The following is a 19,523-nucleotide window of genomic DNA, read 5'->3' on the forward strand; positions in this document are numbered from 1 at the left end:
GTGCCGAGACCCCGGAAGCGATTTTTGCTGAGGAGGCTCGGCCGAACGTCCGTGGAAAGCGGGACTGTTCCCTTCACCCTCCTGCACCACAACTTAAAAGTAAACACTGACTTTACAAACTGGCCGCCATCTCCAGCATTAAGGAATTTGTGCACATGCTGTGTTTAATATGCGGAGCCACGTCCATAAGTGGGCCACCTTGCGCTTTTCTCCATAATTGCTAAAATAGGTTAGAGTACCGTAACGATTATTAAATATGAAGCGAGTGTAACGTGAAGGAGGAGCTACTTGTGGCAAAAGTTCGCACAAAAGATATCGTCGAGAAGTTCAATTTGGACCTTGTCGGGGGAGAAGAAGGTTTACATAGACCGATTACAACAAGTGATATTTCACGCCCGGGACTCGAAATGGCCGGGTATTTCAACTACTATCCTGCAGAACGCATCCAATTATTAGGGAAAACCGAGCTTTCCTTCCTGGAATTGCTGGATGAAGCAGAACGTAAGCGCAGAATGGAAGCTCTGTGCACGGATATTACGCCTGGAATCATCATTTCAAGAGATCTTGAAATCCCGCCGGAGCTTGTGGAAGCGTCGAATCGTTATGATGTACCTGTCATGCGCTCTTCTATGAAGACAACCCGGTTTTCTTCAAGGCTGACCAATTACTTGGAAAGTAAGCTTGCTCCTACAACGGCAATCCATGGTGTTTTGGTCGATATCTATGGAGTCGGCGTATTGATTACGGGTAAGAGCGGCGTCGGGAAGAGTGAAACCGCCCTTGAGCTTGTGAAGAGAGGACACCGCCTTGTAGCCGACGATTGTGTGGAGATCCGCCAGGAAGACATGGATACACTGATCGGCAGCTCCCCTGAGTTAATTGAACATTTGCTGGAAATTCGTGGACTGGGCATCATCAATGTGATGACGTTGTTCGGTGCCGGAGCGGTCCGCAGTTATAAACGGATTACCTTGTGCATCAATCTTGAGCTATGGGATAAAACGAAACAGTATGATCGCCTTGGACTAGAAGAAGAGAAAATGAGAATCATCGATACGGATATTACGAAATATACAGTACCTGTCCGTCCGGGACGAAATCTTGCCGTCATCATTGAAGTGGCTGCCATGAACTTCCGTCTGAAACGTATGGGAGTGAATGCAGCGGAACAATTCACGAACCGTTTGGCAGATGTGATTGAAGATGGGGAAAATGAGGATATTTAAGCTTTACATAAAACATAAATCGCATTAACCATCATATGGTATCTTAGACGAAAAAAGGAGAGACAAAATGAACGAGAATATTACACCGATCGATCCTATTGCCATTTCACTCGGCCCGATCCAGGTACACTGGTATGGAGTCATCATCGGACTCGGCATTGCAATAGGACTTTATTTAGTCATTCGTGAGAGCAAGCGCTTAGGTCTTCATCCCGATACTTTCATTGATTTGCTCGTGTGGGCGATTCCGATCGCCATCATATGTGCCCGGGCTTATTATGTCATTTTCGAGTGGGATAATTACTATGCCGCTCATCCAGGGGATATCATCAAAGTGTGGAATGGCGGGATTGCCATTCATGGTGCGTTGATTGGTTCTGTCGTGACGACCGTCATTTTTGCCAAAGTGAAAGGATTATCCTTCTGGAAGCTGACAGATATTGCAGCACCAAGCATCATCCTCGGTCAGGCCATCGGACGCTGGGGTAATTTTGTCAACCAGGAAGCACATGGTGGAGAGGTGTCCCGTACGTTTCTTGAAAATTTGATGCTGCCTGACTTCATCATCAATCAAATGTATATCGATGGCACCTATTATCACCCTACTTTCCTATATGAAAGTCTTTGGAGCTTTGCCGGACTGATCCTGCTTCTTGTGTTAAGAAGAAAGGCGGACTGGCTGCGACGGGGAGAACTGTTTCTAACGTATGTCGTCTGGTATTCCATTGGTCGCTTCTTTGTAGAGGGGCTCAGAACGGACAGCCTGATGCTGGGATCTTTACGTTTCGCACAGGTAATTTCCATCGTCCTGATCATCGCTGCAATCGCTGTGTTCTTTTATAGAAGAAAAGCAGGTCTTGCCCAAAAGGCATATGATGAGAAAACGGATACGGTGAACGCTTAAGAGAAGGGGAGTAAGAAGAATGTGGATGTCATCGTTAAAAAATGGGGGGCTTACAGGATTGAAAACAACGTGGTCATTGGGGAAAGTCATTTTCCCGATCACGCTGATCGTCTTTCTGCTGCAATACACCCCGGTCCTTCCATGGATCATGGAAAAGATTTCGCCTTTTATGAAGCTTCTCGGTCTTTCAGGTGATGCGGCCATTCCTCTGGTGCTTGGTAATTTCCTGAACCTGTATGCAGGAATAGGAGGAATATTGTCCCTTGATTTAACGGTGAAGGAAGTATTCATCATCGCGGTGATGCTTTCTTTCTGTCACAATCTCTTTATCGAATCAACGGTCGCTTCAAAAGTCGGGGTGAAAATCTGGCTGATTATTGCCGTGAGGGTCGGACTTGCTCTTCTATCTGCCATTGTCATTAATTTAGTATGGAGCGGCGGCTCGGAGATTGCGAAATATGGGATGATGCCTCCTCAGCAGACAGAACCAAACGGATGGGGAGAGATCATCTTGATGGGCCTTGAAAAAGCAGGTTTCGGAGTCCTCCAGCTTGCCCTTATCGTCATTCCCCTCATGATGATCATTCAGGTGATGAGAGACTTAAAATGGATGGACGTCTTTTCCCGCTGGATGTCGCCTGCAACACGGGCACTCGGGATGAATGAAAATACGTCGTCCACGATGGTGGCAGGACTCGTCATCGGTCTTGCTTACGGGGCCGGCGTCATGATCCAGGCGGTCAAGGAAGACGGGGTCAGCAAGAAAGATGTCACGATCGCCTTCATCTTTTTAGTGGCGTGTCACGCGGTGGTGGAGGATACATTGATCTTCCTTCCACTTGGAATCCCTGTACTGCCATTACTGTTGATCAGGCTGGTGACGGCCATCCTGTTAACGATGGCCGTGGCATATTTCTGGAACAAAGTCGATGCTAAGAAAGAAAAGGAGCTGCATTATGAGCAGGATTACAACAATCTTATTTGACTTGGATGGAACGTTGATCAATACGAATGATCTGATTATTTCCTCCTTCTTGCATACATTGAATCACTATTACCCTGGACAATATGAAGAAAAGGATGTTCATCCTTTCATGGGACCACCCCTCGATGAGTCATTCGGGAGTTTGAACCCTGAAAAAATGGAAGAGATGTGTGCCCACTACCGTGCCTATAATCGTGAGCATCATGATTCCCTGGTGACAGAGTTTGAAGGGGTATATGAAACCGTGGAGTCGCTTTATCAAAATGGCTACAAATTAGCGATTGTCTCGACAAAGACCCGGGATGTGGTATTGAAAGGACTGGATCTGATGAATCTCCGTCCGTTCTTTGAAGTCGTCATCACACTTGATGAGGTGGAGAATGCGAAGCCCCATCCTGAACCGATTGAAAAGGCGTTGATCGCTTTGGGATCTTCACCGGATGAAGCCATCATGATCGGTGACAACCACCACGATATTCTGGCAGGGAAAAATGCAGGCGTCCTGTCGGCAGGAGTTGCCTGGAGTGCAAAGGGCAGGGAGCACCTTGCCCACTACGAACCGGACTTCATGCTTGAAAACATGAAGGACTTACTAGCGATTGTGGGAGCACCGACGGCATGAGGCGGACGACCCGCTATCCTGTAGAAGGAGCAAATTCCCTTTGGCATGTGTATAAAACCGTTCCTTTCGGGAAGGTCGTCAAAAATTTCATCGTCATTCAACTAGCGAGGTACACCCCCTTTTTGGGAATGAAGAATTGGCTGTACAAGACGTTCCTGAGAATGAAAATCGGGGAGCATACCTCCTTTGCTCTTATGGTGATGCTCGATGTGATGTTCCCCGAGAAGATTTCAGTGGGGCGCAACACGGTCATCGGATATAATACGACGATTCTTGCCCATGAATACTTGATTAAGGAGTACAGGTTGGGTGACGTCCAGATAGGATCCGAAGTGATGATCGGTGCCAACACAACTGTGTTGCCGGGAGTGAAAATCGGTGACGGTGCCATCGTGTCGGCGGGGACCCTTGTACATAAAGATGTTCCTGATGGTGCGTTCGTCGGGGGAAACCCGATGAGAGTCATTTATACGAAAGATGAACTGGCTGAACGGTGGCGGGAAGATGCCATTTATGGATTGAATAGAGAAGAATAAGGGAAAAGGCAAAGATAGAGTGAATTCTATTTTTGCCTTTTTTTGTTTTTGAAAGAGGAGGGGATTAGTCAAATGGCAGATATATTTTGAAAACGTCAGACAAAAATAAAATTTGGCAGATAACCCGGCACCACTACAGAAAATCCCCATCCAAAAGGTTGACGAATAAAAAAAGAAACGCTACACTACAAATAACTTTAATTTATTAGCATATTAGCGAACTAAAGGATTTCAGAATAATCGAGGATTAGTAGCAATCCCTCAAACGGGGAAAAATAGATGAATTAATACGCCAAAGGTGGTTCTTATGACTAAGTTGTTTATGTTCGAGAAGCCATTGGGAATGAGAGATACATTTCCTGACTTATATGAAATCAAGGATCAGACGAAAAAGAAGATGGAGAACGCCATGAAGCTTTGGGGCTACAAGTTTATTGAAACCCCGAGTCTTGAATACTACGAGACCGTCGGCGAGGCGTCGGCGATCCTGGATCAGCAGCTGTTCAAACTGTTGGATCAACAGGGGCATACGCTTGTGTTGAGACCGGATATGACTGCTCCGATAGCCAGGATTGCCGCATCCAAATTATTAAAAGATGAAGCGCCGCTCAGACTTGCTTATTCGAATTCCGTATTCAGGGCCCAGCAGCGGGAAGGCGGTCGTCCGGCTGAATTTGAACAGGTGGGAATTGAATGCATCGGAGACGATTCCGTCAGCGCCGATGCCGAAGTGATCGCCCTGATGGTATCGGTTTTGAAAGAAGCAGGATTGGAGCATTTCAAGATTTCCATCGGTCATATCGGCTTTGTTCAGGAGCTGTTCACTCAAATCGTAGGTACCGAGGAACGGGCAGATACGTTAAGAAGGTACTTATATGAGAAAAACTATGTCGGGTACCGTCAACATGTCAACGAGCTTGCTTTATCATCCATTGATAAAGAGCGGCTTTTCCGATTCCTGCAATTGCGGGGATCCGAAAATGTGCTAGGTGAAGCTCACAGCCTCCTTGAAGGGGAAAGAGGGCTTCGTGCATTGGAGCAGCTGAACGATCTGTGGAATATTTTACGGGATTATGAAGTGGAGCAATATGTGAAATTCGACTTGAGCCTTGTCAGCCATATGAGCTATTATTCCGGCATCTTATTCGAAGTGTACGGGGATAATGTCGGTTTTGCCATCGGAAATGGCGGACGTTACAATAAGCTGCTTGAAAAATTCGGGAAAAATTCAGGGGCGACGGGATTCGGACTGCGTCTGGATTACGTACTGGAAGCCATGCAGGTTGAATTGTCTTCCACTCTGCAACAGTGTGTGCTGTTCAGCGATGAGCGCAGGAAAGAAGCCATAAGCCTCGCACGGGATCTAAGAAATGAAGGAAACGAGGTTGTTCTCCAGAACTGGAAGGGCGTAGGCGATGTGGACGAGTTTACGAAGGGGTTCAGTAATGTCCACTTCGTAGTTGGACAGGACCGAAAAGGCGGTGAATCATCATGAGTGCATTAACGATTGCCATGCCAAAAGGCAGGATATTCGAGGAAGCAGTGGAACTATTAAGGAAGGCTGATTATAATCTGCCCCCTGAATTTGATGATTCAAGAAAGCTCATCATTGAAGTACCCGAGGAGGACCTTCGTTTCATCCTCGCAAAGCCCATGGATGTTCCGACGTATGTGGAACACGGGGTAGCTGATTTAGGGATTGCCGGAAAGGATGTCATGCTGGAAGAAGAGCGGGATGTCTATGAGCTGCTGGATCTAAGGATCAGCGGGTGTTACCTGGCGGTAGCGGGGCTGCCGGATACGAAGATGAGCGATGTGGCACCGAAGATTGCAACCAAGTATCCGAATGTCGCTTCTTCTTATTTCCGCGAACAGGGCGAACAGGTTGAAATCATTAAGCTAAACGGTTCCATCGAGCTTGCACCGTTAATCGGGCTCGCTGACCGCATCGTCGATATCGTTTCGACAGGTCGCACCCTGAAGGAAAACGGACTGGTGGAATACGAAACCATCGTCGGCATCACCTCCCGCCTCATCGTCAATCCCGTCAGCTACAGGATGAAAGACGAAAAAATCGAAGACCTCGTCAACCGGTTGACACGCATCATCGGGTGAGAGGGACGGACCTCTCTTCTTTGAGTCCGGAATGTAGTGTTGGCAGGCATTAAAGAAGCTTTCGGGACGGATACTTGTGGAAATTCGAGGTCCGTCCCTCTAAATAGAGATTACATAGGGAAGCCGGTCCTGATTGCAGGTCCGTCCCTCTAAAAGGTTGGTGAATTCTGTGAAGATTATGAAGGATTTAAAGGGAGCGTCGATCAAGCGCTCTGTCGATAGTGGTACGGAGGAACAGAGGAGAGCGGTTCAGGAGATCATCGCTTCTGTGCAGAAGGATGGGGATAAGTCGGTCAGAGGGTTTACGGAGAAATTCGATGGCGTGTCCCTGGAGGATTATAAAGTATCTGAGAGTGAAATCGAGGAAGCCTTCTCATCACTGGATTCCGAGATGATTTCGATCATTGAGGAAGCCGCGGATAATATTCGTGGATTCCACAGGGAGCAAAAGAGATCTTCATGGTTCACAACGGATGAGAACGGCACGATGCTTGGTCAAAAGCTGACTCCCCTTGATTCAGTGGGTGTGTACGTACCGGGGGGAACGGCAGCCTATCCGTCATCCGTATTGATGAATGTACTTCCGGCAAGAGTGGCGGGAGTCGAACGGATTACGATGGTTTCCCCTCCAGGTCGTGATGGACGTTTATCTCCGGGTGTGCTCGTGGCAGCAAGGATCGCCGGGGTGAAGGAGATCTTCAAAGTCGGAGGTGCACAAGCTGTTGCCGCACTGGCGTACGGAACGGAATCAATCGCTCCTGTCGATAAAATAACGGGGCCGGGAAACATCTTCGTCGCCCTGGCCAAACGTGAAGTGTTCGGCGATGTGGATATCGACATGATTGCAGGTCCGAGTGAAATCGTGATCTTAGCTGACGAACATCAGCGTGCTGACGAAATCGCAGCGGATCTCCTTTCACAGGCAGAGCATGATGTACTGGCGTCTGCCGTCCTGGTGACGAATTCATCGACCCTTGCCGAAGAAGTTTCCTCTCAGGTTGAGCGGCAACTTTCCACTCTTCCTCGTGAAGGGATCGCCCGTGAATCCATCACGAACTTTGGTGCCATCTATGTAACGGGAGACATAGAGGAAGGGATTGCTCTCGTCAATGAACTTGCGGCGGAGCATCTGGAAATCCTGACGGAGAAGCCCTTCGAAACAATGGCTAAAATCCGCCATGCCGGCGCGATCTTCCTGGGACGATACAGCTCGGAGCCGGTCGGTGACTATTTCGCAGGTCCCAATCATGTACTGCCGACGAACGGGACAGCCCGTTTCTCAAGTCCATTGAATGTGGACGAATTCATGAAGAAGACGAGTGTGATTTCCTACAGTGAAACAGCACTGCAACAAAACTATGACAAAATCGCGAAGCTTGCCCGGTTAGAAGGGCTCGAGGCCCACGCAAGGGCTGTGGAGATTCGATTCAATAAAGAGAAATAAGGAAGAGGGACGGACCTCCCCACGGGAGGTCCGTCCCTCCAAAAAGGAGGACATCATGTTGAGAAGTGCAGAGGTTGTGCGTAAGACGAATGAGACAGATATTCGCTTGAGTTTTGGAATTGATGGGGAAGGAAACGCAAAGATCGAGACGGGCGTCCCGTTCATGAGTCATATGCTGGATTTGTTCACGAAGCATGGACAATTCGATTGTACGATAGATGCGAATGGAGATACGGAGGTCGATGATCACCATACGACAGAAGATATCGGCATTTGTTTGGGTCAGGCACTACTGGAGTCCCTGGGAGACAAAAAAGGAATCAAACGGTACGGATCAGCCATGGTACCGATGGATGAAGCCCTCGCTCAGGTTGTGGTGGACTTGAGTAACCGTCCTCATCTTGAATTCCGTGCAGAACTCCCAAGCCAGAAAGTCGGTACGTTTGATACGGAACTCGTTCACGAATTCCTATGGAAACTTGCCCTTGAAGCCCGGATGAATCTGCACGTCATCGTTCATTATGGCCACAACACCCACCATATCATTGAAGCGATCTTCAAAGCCCTCGGCCGAGCATTGGACGAAGCAACGACGGTCGATCCCCGTGTCAAAGGGATTCCGTCTACGAAGGGGATGTTATAATTCATGATCGGTATTGTGGATTATGGGATGGGGAATCTGTTCAGCGTCAGTAAAGCATTGGAACGCTTGAACGTCCCTTACTTCATCAGTGATGTACAGGAAGAATTACTAAAGGCGGACGGGTTGATTTTACCGGGGGTAGGGGCATTTAAAGATGCCATGAATCTGCTTGAAACCACCCACTTGAAAGAGACCATCATGACATTTGCAGATAGCGGGAAGCCGCTTCTCGGCATTTGTTTGGGCATGCAGCTTTTATTTGAAGAAAGCAAGGAGAATGGTTCAACAAAAGGGTTATCCCTTCTGCCGGGTGAGGTGCTCCACATCCCGAAGCAAGACAGTCAGGGAAATGCTTATAAAGTTCCGCACATGGGTTGGAATCTACTCCGTTATCAGAAGAATTCACCTCTTTTAGAAGGGGTAACAGAAGGTTATGTATATTTCGTCCATTCCTACTATGTGCATGAAGGATCAAAAGACGTGATTGTGGCAAGTGCTAACTATGCAGGAGTCGAAATCCCGGCCGTCGTCAGCAGGGAAAATATATATGGCATGCAGTTTCACCCGGAAAAAAGCGGTGAGCTGGGCATGCAGCTGTTAGAAAACTTTACAAAACGGGTGAAGGAGGCGGTCTCATGAGTTTTACGATTTATCCAGCCATCGATATGCGGGGCGGGAAATGTGTCCGTCTAGTCCAAGGAGATTATAATCAAGAAACGGTGTATGGTGACTCTCCCTTTGACATGGCAAAGAAATTCGTTAATGAAGGAGCGGAATGGATCCACATGGTAGACCTCGATGGGGCAAAGGAAGGCTCCAGGATCAACGATGAATTCGTCATTGCCGTGGCAGAAAAACTTCATGCAAAGGTTCAAATAGGCGGTGGCATACGCTCCAAAGAAGATATCGAACATTATTTGAACCGGGGTGTCGACCGAGTGATCATAGGAAGCATCGCCGTTTCAAATACAGAGTTGGTAAAGGAATGGCTGTCGGAGTACGGGGATAAGATAGCGATTGGACTCGATGCGAAGGATGGTTATGTGGCAACCCACGGCTGGCTGGAAACGTCTGGCCTTAAAGCCGTCGATCTTGGAAAAGAATTAGCGGCTGCCGGGGCCGAAACGTTCATCTTTACTGATATTGCCACAGACGGAATGCTATCTGGTCCCAATGTAGAAGCAGTGGTGGATCTTGCTGAACAAACGGGAAAATCAGTGATTGCGTCTGGAGGCATTAGCTCGCTGGACGATCTAAAGACATTAAAGCAATACGAATCCCGGGGCGTATCCGGTGCCATTTGCGGGAAATCGATTTACACTGGGAAATTCACTGTGAGTGAGGCCGTAAATGAGGTGAAGTCATGTTAACGAAACGAATCGTTCCCTGCCTGGATGTGAAAGATGGCAGGGTGGTAAAAGGAATTCAGTTTGTGGAACTCCGCGATGCAGGAGATCCCGTTGAACTTGCGAAAGTCTATGATAAGCAGGGGGCGGACGAGCTTGTTTTCCTCGATATTTCTGCATCCCACGAAGGCCGTAAGACCATGGTGGAGGTCGTTCAGCATGTGGCAGCGGAACTGGCAATTCCCTTTACCGTCGGCGGTGGAATCAATTCAGTGGAGGATATGAAAGCGATCCTCCGGGCAGGGGCAGATAAGGTGTCCCTAAACACAGCCGCTGTACTACGTCCCGAACTTGTCCGTGAAGGGGCCAATTATTTCGGATCGCAATGTATCGTCGTGGCGATCGATGCCAAGTACGATGAAGGAAGCAGCGGATGGAAGGTATATACCCACGGCGGAAGAAAGCTGAAAGATCTCGATGCCGTTGAATGGGCAAAGGAAGTGGAGTCCCTCGGTGCAGGAGAAATCCTGCTTACCAGCATGGATAGTGATGGGGAGAAGCAAGGGTTCAATCTGGCTCTGACGAAGGCGGTCAGCGAAGCCGTATCGATTCCTGTGATCGCTTCAGGCGGAGCAGGAAATGCGGGTCACTTCAAAGAAGTGTTTACAGAAGGCAAAGCCGATGCGGCATTAGCTGCCTCCATCTTTCATTATAAAGAAACGAGTGTAGAAGAAGTGAAGAGTTATTTAAGAGAACAGGAGGTGCACGTACGATGACAAATAATGATTGGATGACATCCGTGAAGTTTGATGACAAAGGACTGGTGCCTGCCATCATCCAGGATGCTGAAACGAAGGATGTCCTGACACTGGCGTATATGAACGAAACGTCTCTCAAGAAAACCGTGGAGACCGGGGAAACCTGGTTTTATTCCCGTTCACGCCAAGAGCTGTGGCATAAAGGAGAAACGAGCGGCAACACCCAGAAAGTCAAGAATATTACGTGGGACTGCGATCGTGATGCCCTTCTAGTCCTGGTTGATAAGAAAGGGCCTGCCTGCCATAAAGGAGAAGAAAGTTGCTTTCATGAAAATGTGCTAGGTGAGGGGAACTCATCAACAGAAAACATCCTCCTTACTCTTGAGAAACTCATTGGAAATCGTGAAAAAGAGCGGCCGGAAGGAGCCTACACCACTTACCTATTTGAAGAAGGAGTCGATAAGATCCTTAAAAAAGTAGGCGAAGAAGCATCAGAAGTGATCATCGCGGCCAAAAACAGGGACAGTGAAGAATTGAAATGGGAAGTCGCAGACCTCTTTTACCACGTACTCGTCCTTCTAAGAGAACAAAAACTTCCACTGCAAGACGTGTTGGGCGTCCTCGTGGAACGTCATAATAAATAACACCCTGAGGGACGGACCTTCGCGCGTGCGCGAAGGTCCGTCCCTCAAAATATGGTAGTTTAGTACGGGGGTATTGTATGATATACTACTGTAGTTATACTATGAACGTTTCGGAGGACTTTGATGAGAAAAGGGTCAAAATTAAGTAGTGAAGAAGCGAAAGTGTTGTCTTTTGTCCCTACTGGCGAATATTACTACAATAAAGGGATGAAAGCTTATCAACGTCGTGAGCTTAAGAAATCGTTAAAATATTTAAATAGAGCATTTCAATTAGAACCGATCGAACCGATGATTGCCTGTCAATTATCGATTGTGTATACAGAGCTTGGGGAATACAAGCGTTCCAATGATTTACTGCATAACATACTGGAGGATCTGGATCCCCGTATGTCAGAATGCCATTACTTCTTAGCCAATAATTATGCCCACCTTGGCTTATTTAAAGAGGCGTATGAACAGGTCTCCACTTACTTGGATAAAGAAGAATATGGCGAATTCGTCGAAGATGCGGAAGACTTATTGGAGCTTCTTGAGCTTGATTCCGATTTGATCGTGGACGATTTATATGAGCATGATGAGCTGATCGTCCAACAGGAAAAAGCGAGGGAGCTCCTCGAATCCGGCCACTTCCAGAAAGCTGTGGATACCTTGCAGGAGGTAATTCGTGACTATCCCGAATTCTGGTCCGCCTATAATAATCTGGCTCTTGCCTACTTCTATTTAGGCGAAGTGGATAAAGCGTCGTCGACACTGGAAGAGGTGCTAGAGAAGAATCCTGGAAATCTCCATGCCCTGTGCAACACGGCCGTTTTTTATTTCTATCAAAAGCGCCATGATGAGCTGGATGAATTGATCCAGGGGCTTGAGAAGGTCCGTCCCCTGCTTCATGAGCACCGTTATAAGCTCGGGGCGACCTTTGCCCTGATCGGTCATTCCAAGAAAGCGTATGGTTGGCTGAAATACCTTCAAAAGATCGGATTTGAAGGAGATGCGAGCTTTTATTACTGGTTGTCCTATTCTGCCCATGAGACCGGTCACGGGGATACAGCCCGTACAGCGTGGAAAAAAGTTCTGGAATTCAATCCTGAAAAAGAAGGACAGGAGCCGTGGGGCGATCAGAAAAAGGCGGAGGGCTTTGAAAATCACGTCACATCGATTTTGAAAAAGCTTCAAAGTGACTATACCGAGGAAAAATTATTCGGTCTATTTCTGACGTCAATCTCTGATAATCAAAGGGCCATCCTGACCCATGCAGATTTCTGCGATGTAGAGGATCTGTCGATCGTTGAGAAGGTATATCTCGCCCAGGTGTTGAACAGCAATGGGAAAAGTTCGATTAAAGTGAATCAGGAAATCCAGAATATGCACGAGGTCGCCCTGCACCTTTATGGAAGTCACCGGCCTATTACAAGTGTGGAATCCGGCCTGTTCCTGACGTGGTTCACGATTGCCTACCGGGGAATCAAAGAACGTGAAACCTTCAAGAATGCAAAAGCGTTCGCAGCGGCTACAGAGTTCGTCTGGAATCGCCTGCGAAATGAGAAGATCACAAAGAAACAGGTGTGCGAGCGGTTCAATGTATCCGCAAGTACATTAAGCAAATATATATCAGTCGTTGAAAGCTACCTGCCTTGAGCATATTTTTGGCGATATGCCGCTAATTTTTATAGGATAGGTGTAGGAAGTTAATACTATGGATGGAAGGCTAAGCACCATTACAACCTCTAACCATAGTATTTAATAAAGAATTTGCTTACGACTGATTCGGAAGGAGAATGTCACTATGTCTGAAGAAAAAATTTATGATGTAATCATCGTAGGTGCAGGCCCTGCAGGAATGACTGCGGCCGTTTATACGTCACGTGCGAGCCTTTCAACGCTGATGCTTGAAAGAGGAGTGCCGGGCGGACAGATGGCGAATACGGAAGAAGTGGAGAACTATCCAGGATTCGACCATATTCTTGGACCTGACCTTTCTAATAAAATGTTTGATCATGCTAAGAAATTCGGTGCTGAGTACGCATACGGAGACATTAAGGAAATCGTGGACGGCGAGGATTTCAAAATCGTCAAAACCGGTTCAAAAGAATTCAAGGCCCGTGCCGTTATCATCACAACAGGTGCAGAATATAAGAAAATCGGTGTCCCAGGCGAGAAAGAGCTTGGCGGACGCGGAGTATCTTACTGTGCCGTATGTGACGGAGCATTCTTTAAAGGAAAAGACCTTGTTGTAGTCGGTGGAGGGGACTCTGCTGTTGAAGAAGGGGTTTACCTGACGAGATTCGCTAACAAAGTGACGATCGTTCACCGTCGTGACGAGCTTCGTGCTCAAAAAATCCTGCAACAGCGTGCCTTTGATAACGAGAAAGTTGATTTCATCTGGAATCACACTGTGAAAGAAATCAACGACAAAGATGGTAAAGTGGGAAGCGTGACCCTTGTGTCAACTGAAGATGGAAAAGAAACGGATTTCCAGGCCGACGGAGTCTTCATCTATATCGGAATGCTTCCATTAACGAAGCCATTTGCAAACCTCGGAATCATCAACTCTGAAGGATACATTGAAACGAACGAACAAATGGAAACAAAGGTTCCGGGAATCTTTGCAGCCGGCGATGTTCGTGAAAAACAACTCCGTCAAATCGTGACAGCGACAGGTGACGGCAGTATCGCCGCTCAAACAGCTCAGCACTATATCGAAGAGCTGAAAGAAAAAGTCAAAAACGGTTAATGTAAGAAAGCCTTACGAAAGGGATCCCTTCGTAGGGCTTTTTTTATAGGTCAATTCTTCTTATGTTTGTTAAACACATACACGAGTTCCGACAGCGTCAACTTCTTCAACCGTTCATCACATGGCTTGTAAACACCTGCTTCTACTAACCGACGAATCAATTGCTGTCTCTCACGTTCAACGGCTTCACGTAAAAATGGCATATGTGTTCACTCCTTTTGGACTCTTATTGGTAGTGTAAGGGGAATAAAGAGGGAAAACATCTACTTTGTTAAGTTTTCTACCAATTTAGAATTCTTTGTCAGGTTTTCTAACATAACAGTCCAAATAGCAGGAGAAGACATGTATAATCAAGATATTCCCTGCTTAGGAGGATGAGAAGATCGTGGACAATGAACCTTCCTATAAGGATAAAAAAGTAATATCCATCGGAGTCGTGAGCGAACTGACCGGTTTGACCGAGAGGAAAATCCGCTATTATGAAGAGAAGAATTTGATCTTTCCTCAGCGCTCCAACCGGGGATATCGAAAATACTCATTCTCCGATGTGGAACGATTGATGGATATCGCCGACCAGCGTGAAGAAGGAGTCACAACCAAAGAAATCAAACATGAACTAACGAGAAAAGAGAGAAAAGAAGCCAAACAGAAAATGATCAAAGGTCAGCTGAATGCGCGTTTCGGGGTGCAGAAGAAATAAATGAGGGACGGACCTCTGGATGATGACTTTCGATTGGTGGGGGTATGTAGCGTTAAGGTTTTGGTAAAAAAAGTTAATCGGCTGGTTTTCATTGGATTTCGGCTGGATTCATTTCCAAAACCGCTGGATTTACTCTTGTTTCGGCTGGATTTTCGGCAAAAACGGCCGGATTTTTCCGACTTGCCATCTATAAATACCCTTATTTGTATGACTTCCATAACAATTTCGCCAAACAAACCATCAACTTCAACCTATCTAGTTTACCTTCCAAAAATAAACAGGATTACAACCCTTCCAACAGGGAATAACGACTATTATGAAAGTCATCTCAGTTTATTTCGGAAGGTCGGATCAACTATGAAAGTAATGAAATTCGCAGCAATCGCCGCAGTATTTGCACTAATCCCCATCGTCTATTTCAGTTTTTTCGCGGATGAGACAGAGTCATCCTCCAAAAAGCGCGTCATTGCATTAGGCGATTCACTTACTTATGGGTATGGTGATAAAAAGGAATCGGGTTATATCGGGCGTTTAGAAGAAAAGGTGAATAAAGAACAGACGAAGATGTCGTATCATTTTCAAAACCTCGGAGTGCCGGGTCAGCAGTCGGATCAGCTGCTCGCACAAATCGTGAAGCCGGACGTTGCCGAGGATTTGAGTGAAGCGGACGTGTATATTATCAACATCGGAACCAATGATTTAATCAAGAACAATGGTGGAGATCTGTTCCCTTTGCATCATGACGAAATCATGGATGCAAAAAAAGACTATCTCGACCATTTGGATAAAATCCTGAATATTGTCGGGACAGCAAGCAAAAAAGCGGACATCATCGTGTTGGGGCTGTACAATCCATATCCGGACAAAGACAGCGATAAGATCGAAGCGTATGTGGACGATTGGAATAAGTCCATGATGAAGGAAGCCGAGCAACATGAGAACGTAAAATACGTTTCGACGAATCCGTTATTCAAAGGGAAGTCCAAAGAGGTTTACTTTCATGATTCCCTTCACCCTAATGGGAAAGGCTACGAGTTAATCGCACATCAGATTATGAAGAACTATGACTTTTAACCTGTATATTGACAGGATTCGAGGGCATTCGAGAGGGTTTGTAAAATTCTCTTGGAAACATTAACATTCCGTAATACCGTTTTAAATCTGTTGTAACACTAGTGAAACAATTTTCGGGTATTATAGAAAATAAGAAATTGACCCCCTTTTAAGTAATAAATCCCGTAGACGACACAGGAATCGCCTGTGTCTATTTTTTTGCCTTTTTTCCTGTTACAGTGATTCTTCAGGTCCTGTACCAATTTATTGGAATACCTCCCCGTGTCAAAACCTGTCCTAATATATTTCGATTCCATTCGACAATCTCATCAACAAGCGGAGACATTGTAGCTTGTCTACAATCATAGTATAATGTAAGGAATGAGATAGACTGTAAATGGGATGGATGCATAGATCCCGAATCATCAAGATTGAGGTGAAGGTAGTGCAACGTGTCACAAATTGTTTATATCTGGATGGAGACAAGGTGCTCCTTCTCCAAAAGCCAAGACGGAACTGGTGGGTCGCTCCAGGTGGAAAGATGGAGTCGGGTGAATCGATCAGGGATGCCGTCATTCGTGAGTATCGTGAGGAAACGGGAATCTACTTGAAGAATCCCGATCTGAAAGGCGTTTTTACATTCATTATTAAAGACGGCGACCAAATCGTCTCCGAGTGGATGATGTTTTCTTTCTTCGCAACAGAAGCAGACGGAGTCAATCTTCAGGAATCAGAAGAAGGCAAGATTAAATGGCATCCGATTGAAGAGATCAAGAATCTTCCGATGGCTGAAGGAGATTATCATATTCTGGACTACCTTTTACACGGAAAGAATACGATTTATGGAACGTTTACGTATACTCCCGATTTCAAATTATTGTCTTATCGACTGGATCCAAGTTAAACAACAAGCTTTTATATAGAACATTATGATTAAGGTGGGGGAAGAGTATGAGTACAGGTTCGACAAACGATGTTCAATTGGTCATCATAACAGGGATGTCCGGAGCCGGCAAAACCGTAGCGATTCAGAGCTTTGAGGATTTAGGGTTCTTCTGTGTGGACAATCTGCCACCCACTCTTCTGCCAAAGTTTTTGGAACTGATGAAAGAGTCCGGTAATAAAATGAATAAGGTCGCCCTCGTCATGGACCTTAGGGGAAGGGAATTCTTCGATCATTTATTCAAAGCTTTGGATGAACTGGCGGAAACCTCATGGGTATCCCCACAGATCCTCTATTTGGATGCAGATGATGCTTCCCTTGTCAGACGATATAAGGAAACACGCCGTTCCCATCCATTGGCACCTTCAGGTTTGCCCCTTGAAGGGATTCGTCAGGAGAGAGAGCTGCTTGAGGAGTTAAAAGGGCGTGCCCAATTAATTTATACAACATCAACGATGAAGCCGCGTGAGCTTCGGGAAAAGATTCTAACGGAATTCTCGGTGAATAAGAAGACGATTTTCACGGTGAACGTTGTATCATTCGGTTTTAAGCACGGGATTCCCATCGATGCCGATCTGGTGTTTGATGTACGATTCCTCCCAAACCCTCATTATATCGATCATATGAGACCGAAAACGGGGTTGGATGAAGAAGTGTCCACCTATGTGTTGAAATGGAATGAAACGAATAAATTCATCGAAAAGGTAACCGACTTATTGGCGTTCATGCTTCCCCAGTACAAGCGGGAAGGTAAGAGCCAGCTTGTAGTGGCGATTGGATGTACAGGCGGGCAGCACCGCTCGGTTGCGTTGGCAGAGTATCTTGGACATCATTTTGAAAAAGACTACCAAACTAAAATTTCTCATCGAGACATTCAGAAGAGAAAGGGTCTAACAACATGACACATACACCCAAGGTCGTCGTGATCGGGGGAGGAACCGGATTACCGGTCCTGCTCCGGGGATTGAAACGACACCCGATTGATATATCGGCCATTGTCACCGTTGCAGATGACGGTGGCAGTTCCGGCCGTTTGCGGGACAGTTTGGATATTCCGCCTCCGGGAGATATACGGAATGTCCTGGCTGCACTTTCAGAAGTAGAGCCACTGGTTGAACAAATGTTTCAGCATCGTTTTGAAACGACGAATGAGCTTTCCGGTCATGCCCTGGGAAACCTGATCATCGCGGCACTCGCCTCCATTACAGGGGACTTTGTCCATGCGATCCAGGAAATGAGCAGGGTGTTGAATGTAAAGGGCAAGGTGCTTCCATCGGCGAATCAGAGTGTCATCCTGAAGGCTGAAATGGAAGATGGGACGATTGTGACGGGCGAGTCTGCCATCCCGAAAGCAGGGAAGAAGATCAAGCGTGTCTTTCTGAAGCCCGACAGCATCAAGGCATTAGGTGAAACCCTGCGTGCCATCAAGGAAGCCGATTTAATTGTGATGGGACCGGGAAGCCTATATACTAGTATCTTACCGAATCTTCTTGTCCCGGGCATTGGTGAAGCGGTATGCAGAGCAGATGCGAAGAAAATGTATATTTGCAACATCATGACACAGGCCGGGGAAACCCTGGATTATTCCGCAAGCGATCACGTTAAGGCATTGTACGATCATCTGGAGACACCGAGCATCGATTATATCCTGGTGAATAAAAAGCAGGTACCTAAAGAGGTGCAGGTCCGATATAATGAAGAGCAGGCGAGCCCCGTCCACTTTGATGTGGATAAATTGAGATCCATGGGACTGGAAGTGATCGCTGAAGAAATTCTCTCTTATGACAACCATTTTGTTCGTCATAATACAGAGAAAGTCGCGGATATCATTTATTCTTACTTGAAAGAATCAACAACCTGATACAGTAACGAAAATTTCTTGTGTATAAGGTTGTGCAAGCGTTTGCTAGGAGGTGATGGGGATGTCGTTTGCGTCCGAAACAAAAAAAGAACTGACCAATATTGAAGTGAAAGATTGCTGTGCAAATGCAGAGCTTTCCGCATTGATTCGAATGAATGGTTCATTGTCCTTCTCGAATCAAATGCTCGTCGTCAATATTCAAACCGAAAACGCCGCCATTGCCAGAAGGATCTATACATTGATTAAAAAAGGGTACGACACCCCGGTAGAGCTTCTGGTGAGAAAAAAGATGCGGCTGAAGAAGAACAATGTCTATATTGTACGAATCAAAGAAGATACAAAGATGATCCTCGAGGACTTGAAAATACTGGGTGAACATTTCACCTTTATTCATAATATATCCGAAGACCTGATCAAGAAGAAATGCTGTAGGCGCTCGTATTTAAGGGGAGCGTTCCTAGCAGGAGGTTCGGTCAACAACCCGGAAACGTCATCGTATCATTTAGAAATTTTTTCTCTTTATTCCGAACACAACGAAGCGTTGTCCGAACTGATGAATTCCTTCGGGTTAAATAGTAAGACCCTTGAAAGAAAGAAAGGATTCATTACGTACTTGAAGGAAGCGGAGAAAATCACGGAATTCCTGAATATCATAGGTGCACATAATGCTCTCCTTCGATTCGAGGATGTCCGGATTGTCCGGGATATGAGAAATTCCGTTAATCGTCTGGTGAATTGCGAGACGGCTAATTTGAATAAAACTATTGGTGCAGCTTTAAGGCAGGTTGAAAACATTAAGTTTATTGAAAAACATGTAGGATTACAGGTTTTACCCGATAAATTAAGGGAGATAGCCGAGCTGCGGGTGAATTATCAAGATGTCACATTGAAAGAACTTGGGGAAATGGTGTCAGGCGGCACCATCAGTAAATCTGGGATTAATCACCGCTTACGGAAAATCGATCAGCTTGCAGAAAAGTTAAGAGCGGGTGAGAAGCTGAATACCTAATTA

Annotated in this window: 22 protein-coding genes; 21 read left to right on the forward strand and 1 reads right to left on the reverse strand. The window is 46.3% G+C overall.

What is annotated here, in order from left to right; all coding sequences use genetic code 11:
- Positions 1-290 precede the first annotated feature (290 nt).
- From hprK to trxB, 15 genes are all read left to right on the forward strand, one after another.
- Positions 291-1,226, forward strand: coding sequence for an HPr(Ser) kinase/phosphatase (hprK, locus tag KYJ26_RS03545; protein ID WP_219165980.1), 936 nt, complete (start codon positions 291-293; stop codon positions 1,224-1,226).
- A 67-nt stretch (positions 1,227-1,293) separates the two neighbouring features.
- Positions 1,294-2,130, forward strand: coding sequence for a prolipoprotein diacylglyceryl transferase (lgt, locus tag KYJ26_RS03550; protein ID WP_219165981.1), 837 nt, complete (start codon positions 1,294-1,296; stop codon positions 2,128-2,130).
- 19 nt (positions 2,131-2,149) lie between these two features.
- Positions 2,150-3,115: a nucleoside recognition domain-containing protein gene (locus KYJ26_RS03555; protein ID WP_219165982.1), complete on the forward strand. Its 966-nt coding sequence runs from the start codon at positions 2,150-2,152 to the stop codon at positions 3,113-3,115.
- The gene (gene ppaX, locus KYJ26_RS03560; RefSeq protein ID WP_219165984.1) at positions 3,087-3,737 is read left to right on the forward strand and encodes a pyrophosphatase PpaX; all 651 of its coding nucleotides are present in this window, start codon (positions 3,087-3,089) and stop codon (positions 3,735-3,737) included. Before KYJ26_RS03555 ends, ppaX begins: the two co-directional genes overlap by 29 nt.
- Positions 3,734-4,273: an acyltransferase gene (locus tag KYJ26_RS03565; RefSeq protein WP_206857421.1), complete on the forward strand. Its 540-nt coding sequence runs from the start codon at positions 3,734-3,736 to the stop codon at positions 4,271-4,273. The genes ppaX and KYJ26_RS03565 overlap by 4 nt, the downstream gene beginning before the upstream one ends.
- 307 nt (positions 4,274-4,580) lie before the next feature.
- Complete coding sequence (locus tag KYJ26_RS03570) at positions 4,581-5,768, forward strand: ATP phosphoribosyltransferase regulatory subunit (RefSeq protein WP_219165985.1); 1,188 nt, start codon at positions 4,581-4,583, stop codon at positions 5,766-5,768.
- A complete protein-coding gene (gene hisG / locus KYJ26_RS03575; RefSeq protein WP_226676239.1) occupies positions 5,765-6,388 on the forward strand; it encodes an ATP phosphoribosyltransferase in 624 nt (207 codons plus the stop codon). The genes KYJ26_RS03570 and hisG overlap by 4 nt, the downstream gene beginning before the upstream one ends.
- Positions 6,389-6,557: 169 nt before the next feature.
- Positions 6,558-7,832 carry a histidinol dehydrogenase gene (hisD, locus tag KYJ26_RS03580; RefSeq protein WP_219165986.1) on the forward strand — a complete coding sequence of 425 codons (1,275 nt, stop codon included), beginning with the start codon at positions 6,558-6,560 and terminating at the stop codon, positions 7,830-7,832.
- A gap of 58 nt (positions 7,833-7,890) precedes the next feature.
- Entirely contained in the window at positions 7,891-8,475 is a 585-nt protein-coding gene (gene hisB, locus KYJ26_RS03585; RefSeq protein ID WP_219166350.1) for an imidazoleglycerol-phosphate dehydratase HisB, read from the forward strand.
- A 3-nt stretch (positions 8,476-8,478) separates the two neighbouring features.
- Entirely contained in the window at positions 8,479-9,114 is a 636-nt protein-coding gene (hisH, locus tag KYJ26_RS03590) for an imidazole glycerol phosphate synthase subunit HisH (protein ID WP_219165987.1), read from the forward strand.
- Positions 9,111-9,845 carry a 1-(5-phosphoribosyl)-5-[(5-phosphoribosylamino)methylideneamino]imidazole-4-carboxamide isomerase gene (hisA, locus tag KYJ26_RS03595; protein ID WP_219165989.1) on the forward strand — a complete coding sequence of 245 codons (735 nt, stop codon included), beginning with the start codon at positions 9,111-9,113 and terminating at the stop codon, positions 9,843-9,845. The genes hisH and hisA overlap by 4 nt, the downstream gene beginning before the upstream one ends.
- Positions 9,839-10,597, forward strand: coding sequence for an imidazole glycerol phosphate synthase subunit HisF (gene hisF / locus KYJ26_RS03600; RefSeq protein WP_219165991.1), 759 nt, complete (start codon positions 9,839-9,841; stop codon positions 10,595-10,597). The genes hisA and hisF overlap by 7 nt, the downstream gene beginning before the upstream one ends.
- Positions 10,594-11,223: a bifunctional phosphoribosyl-AMP cyclohydrolase/phosphoribosyl-ATP diphosphatase HisIE gene (hisIE, locus tag KYJ26_RS03605; protein WP_219165992.1), complete on the forward strand. Its 630-nt coding sequence runs from the start codon at positions 10,594-10,596 to the stop codon at positions 11,221-11,223. The genes hisF and hisIE overlap by 4 nt, the downstream gene beginning before the upstream one ends.
- Positions 11,224-11,346: 123 nt before the next feature.
- A complete protein-coding gene (locus tag KYJ26_RS03610; RefSeq protein ID WP_219165993.1) occupies positions 11,347-12,858 on the forward strand; it encodes a tetratricopeptide repeat protein in 1,512 nt (503 codons plus the stop codon).
- A 148-nt stretch (positions 12,859-13,006) separates the two neighbouring features.
- Positions 13,007-13,954 (forward strand): thioredoxin-disulfide reductase, encoded by a 948-nt coding sequence (trxB, locus tag KYJ26_RS03615; RefSeq protein WP_219165994.1) that lies wholly within the window; start codon positions 13,007-13,009, stop codon positions 13,952-13,954.
- Between the two features lie 50 nt (positions 13,955-14,004).
- Here the strand turns inward: trxB and KYJ26_RS03620 are convergent, their stop codons facing one another.
- The gene (locus tag KYJ26_RS03620) at positions 14,005-14,157 is read right to left on the reverse strand and encodes a Fur-regulated basic protein FbpA (protein WP_219165996.1); all 153 of its coding nucleotides are present in this window, start codon (positions 14,155-14,157) and stop codon (positions 14,005-14,007) included.
- 182 nt (positions 14,158-14,339) lie between these two features.
- Here KYJ26_RS03620 and KYJ26_RS03625 point away from each other — a divergent pair, with 182 nt between their 5' ends.
- The 6 genes from KYJ26_RS03625 (at position 14,340) to whiA (ending at position 19,520) form a co-directional block, all read left to right on the forward strand.
- Positions 14,340-14,654: a MerR family transcriptional regulator gene (locus KYJ26_RS03625; RefSeq protein WP_219165998.1), complete on the forward strand. Its 315-nt coding sequence runs from the start codon at positions 14,340-14,342 to the stop codon at positions 14,652-14,654.
- A 357-nt stretch (positions 14,655-15,011) separates the two neighbouring features.
- A complete protein-coding gene (locus tag KYJ26_RS03630) occupies positions 15,012-15,728 on the forward strand; it encodes a GDSL-type esterase/lipase family protein (protein ID WP_219165999.1) in 717 nt (238 codons plus the stop codon).
- A 424-nt stretch (positions 15,729-16,152) separates the two neighbouring features.
- Positions 16,153-16,611 (forward strand): 8-oxo-dGTP diphosphatase, encoded by a 459-nt coding sequence (locus KYJ26_RS03635; protein ID WP_206857391.1) that lies wholly within the window; start codon positions 16,153-16,155, stop codon positions 16,609-16,611.
- 47 nt (positions 16,612-16,658) lie between these two features.
- The gene (gene rapZ / locus KYJ26_RS03640; protein ID WP_219166001.1) at positions 16,659-17,552 is read left to right on the forward strand and encodes an RNase adapter RapZ; all 894 of its coding nucleotides are present in this window, start codon (positions 16,659-16,661) and stop codon (positions 17,550-17,552) included.
- Positions 17,549-18,511 (forward strand): gluconeogenesis factor YvcK family protein, encoded by a 963-nt coding sequence (locus KYJ26_RS03645; RefSeq protein WP_219166003.1) that lies wholly within the window; start codon positions 17,549-17,551, stop codon positions 18,509-18,511. Before rapZ ends, KYJ26_RS03645 begins: the two co-directional genes overlap by 4 nt.
- A 61-nt stretch (positions 18,512-18,572) precedes the next feature.
- Positions 18,573-19,520: a DNA-binding protein WhiA gene (gene whiA / locus KYJ26_RS03650; protein WP_219166004.1), complete on the forward strand. Its 948-nt coding sequence runs from the start codon at positions 18,573-18,575 to the stop codon at positions 19,518-19,520.
- The last annotated feature ends 3 nt before the right edge of the window (positions 19,521-19,523 follow it).

Origin of the sequence: Rossellomorea orangium (assembly GCF_019334305.1) — a bacterium.
In the GTDB taxonomy this organism is placed as follows: domain Bacteria; phylum Bacillota; class Bacilli; order Bacillales; family Bacillaceae_B; genus Rossellomorea.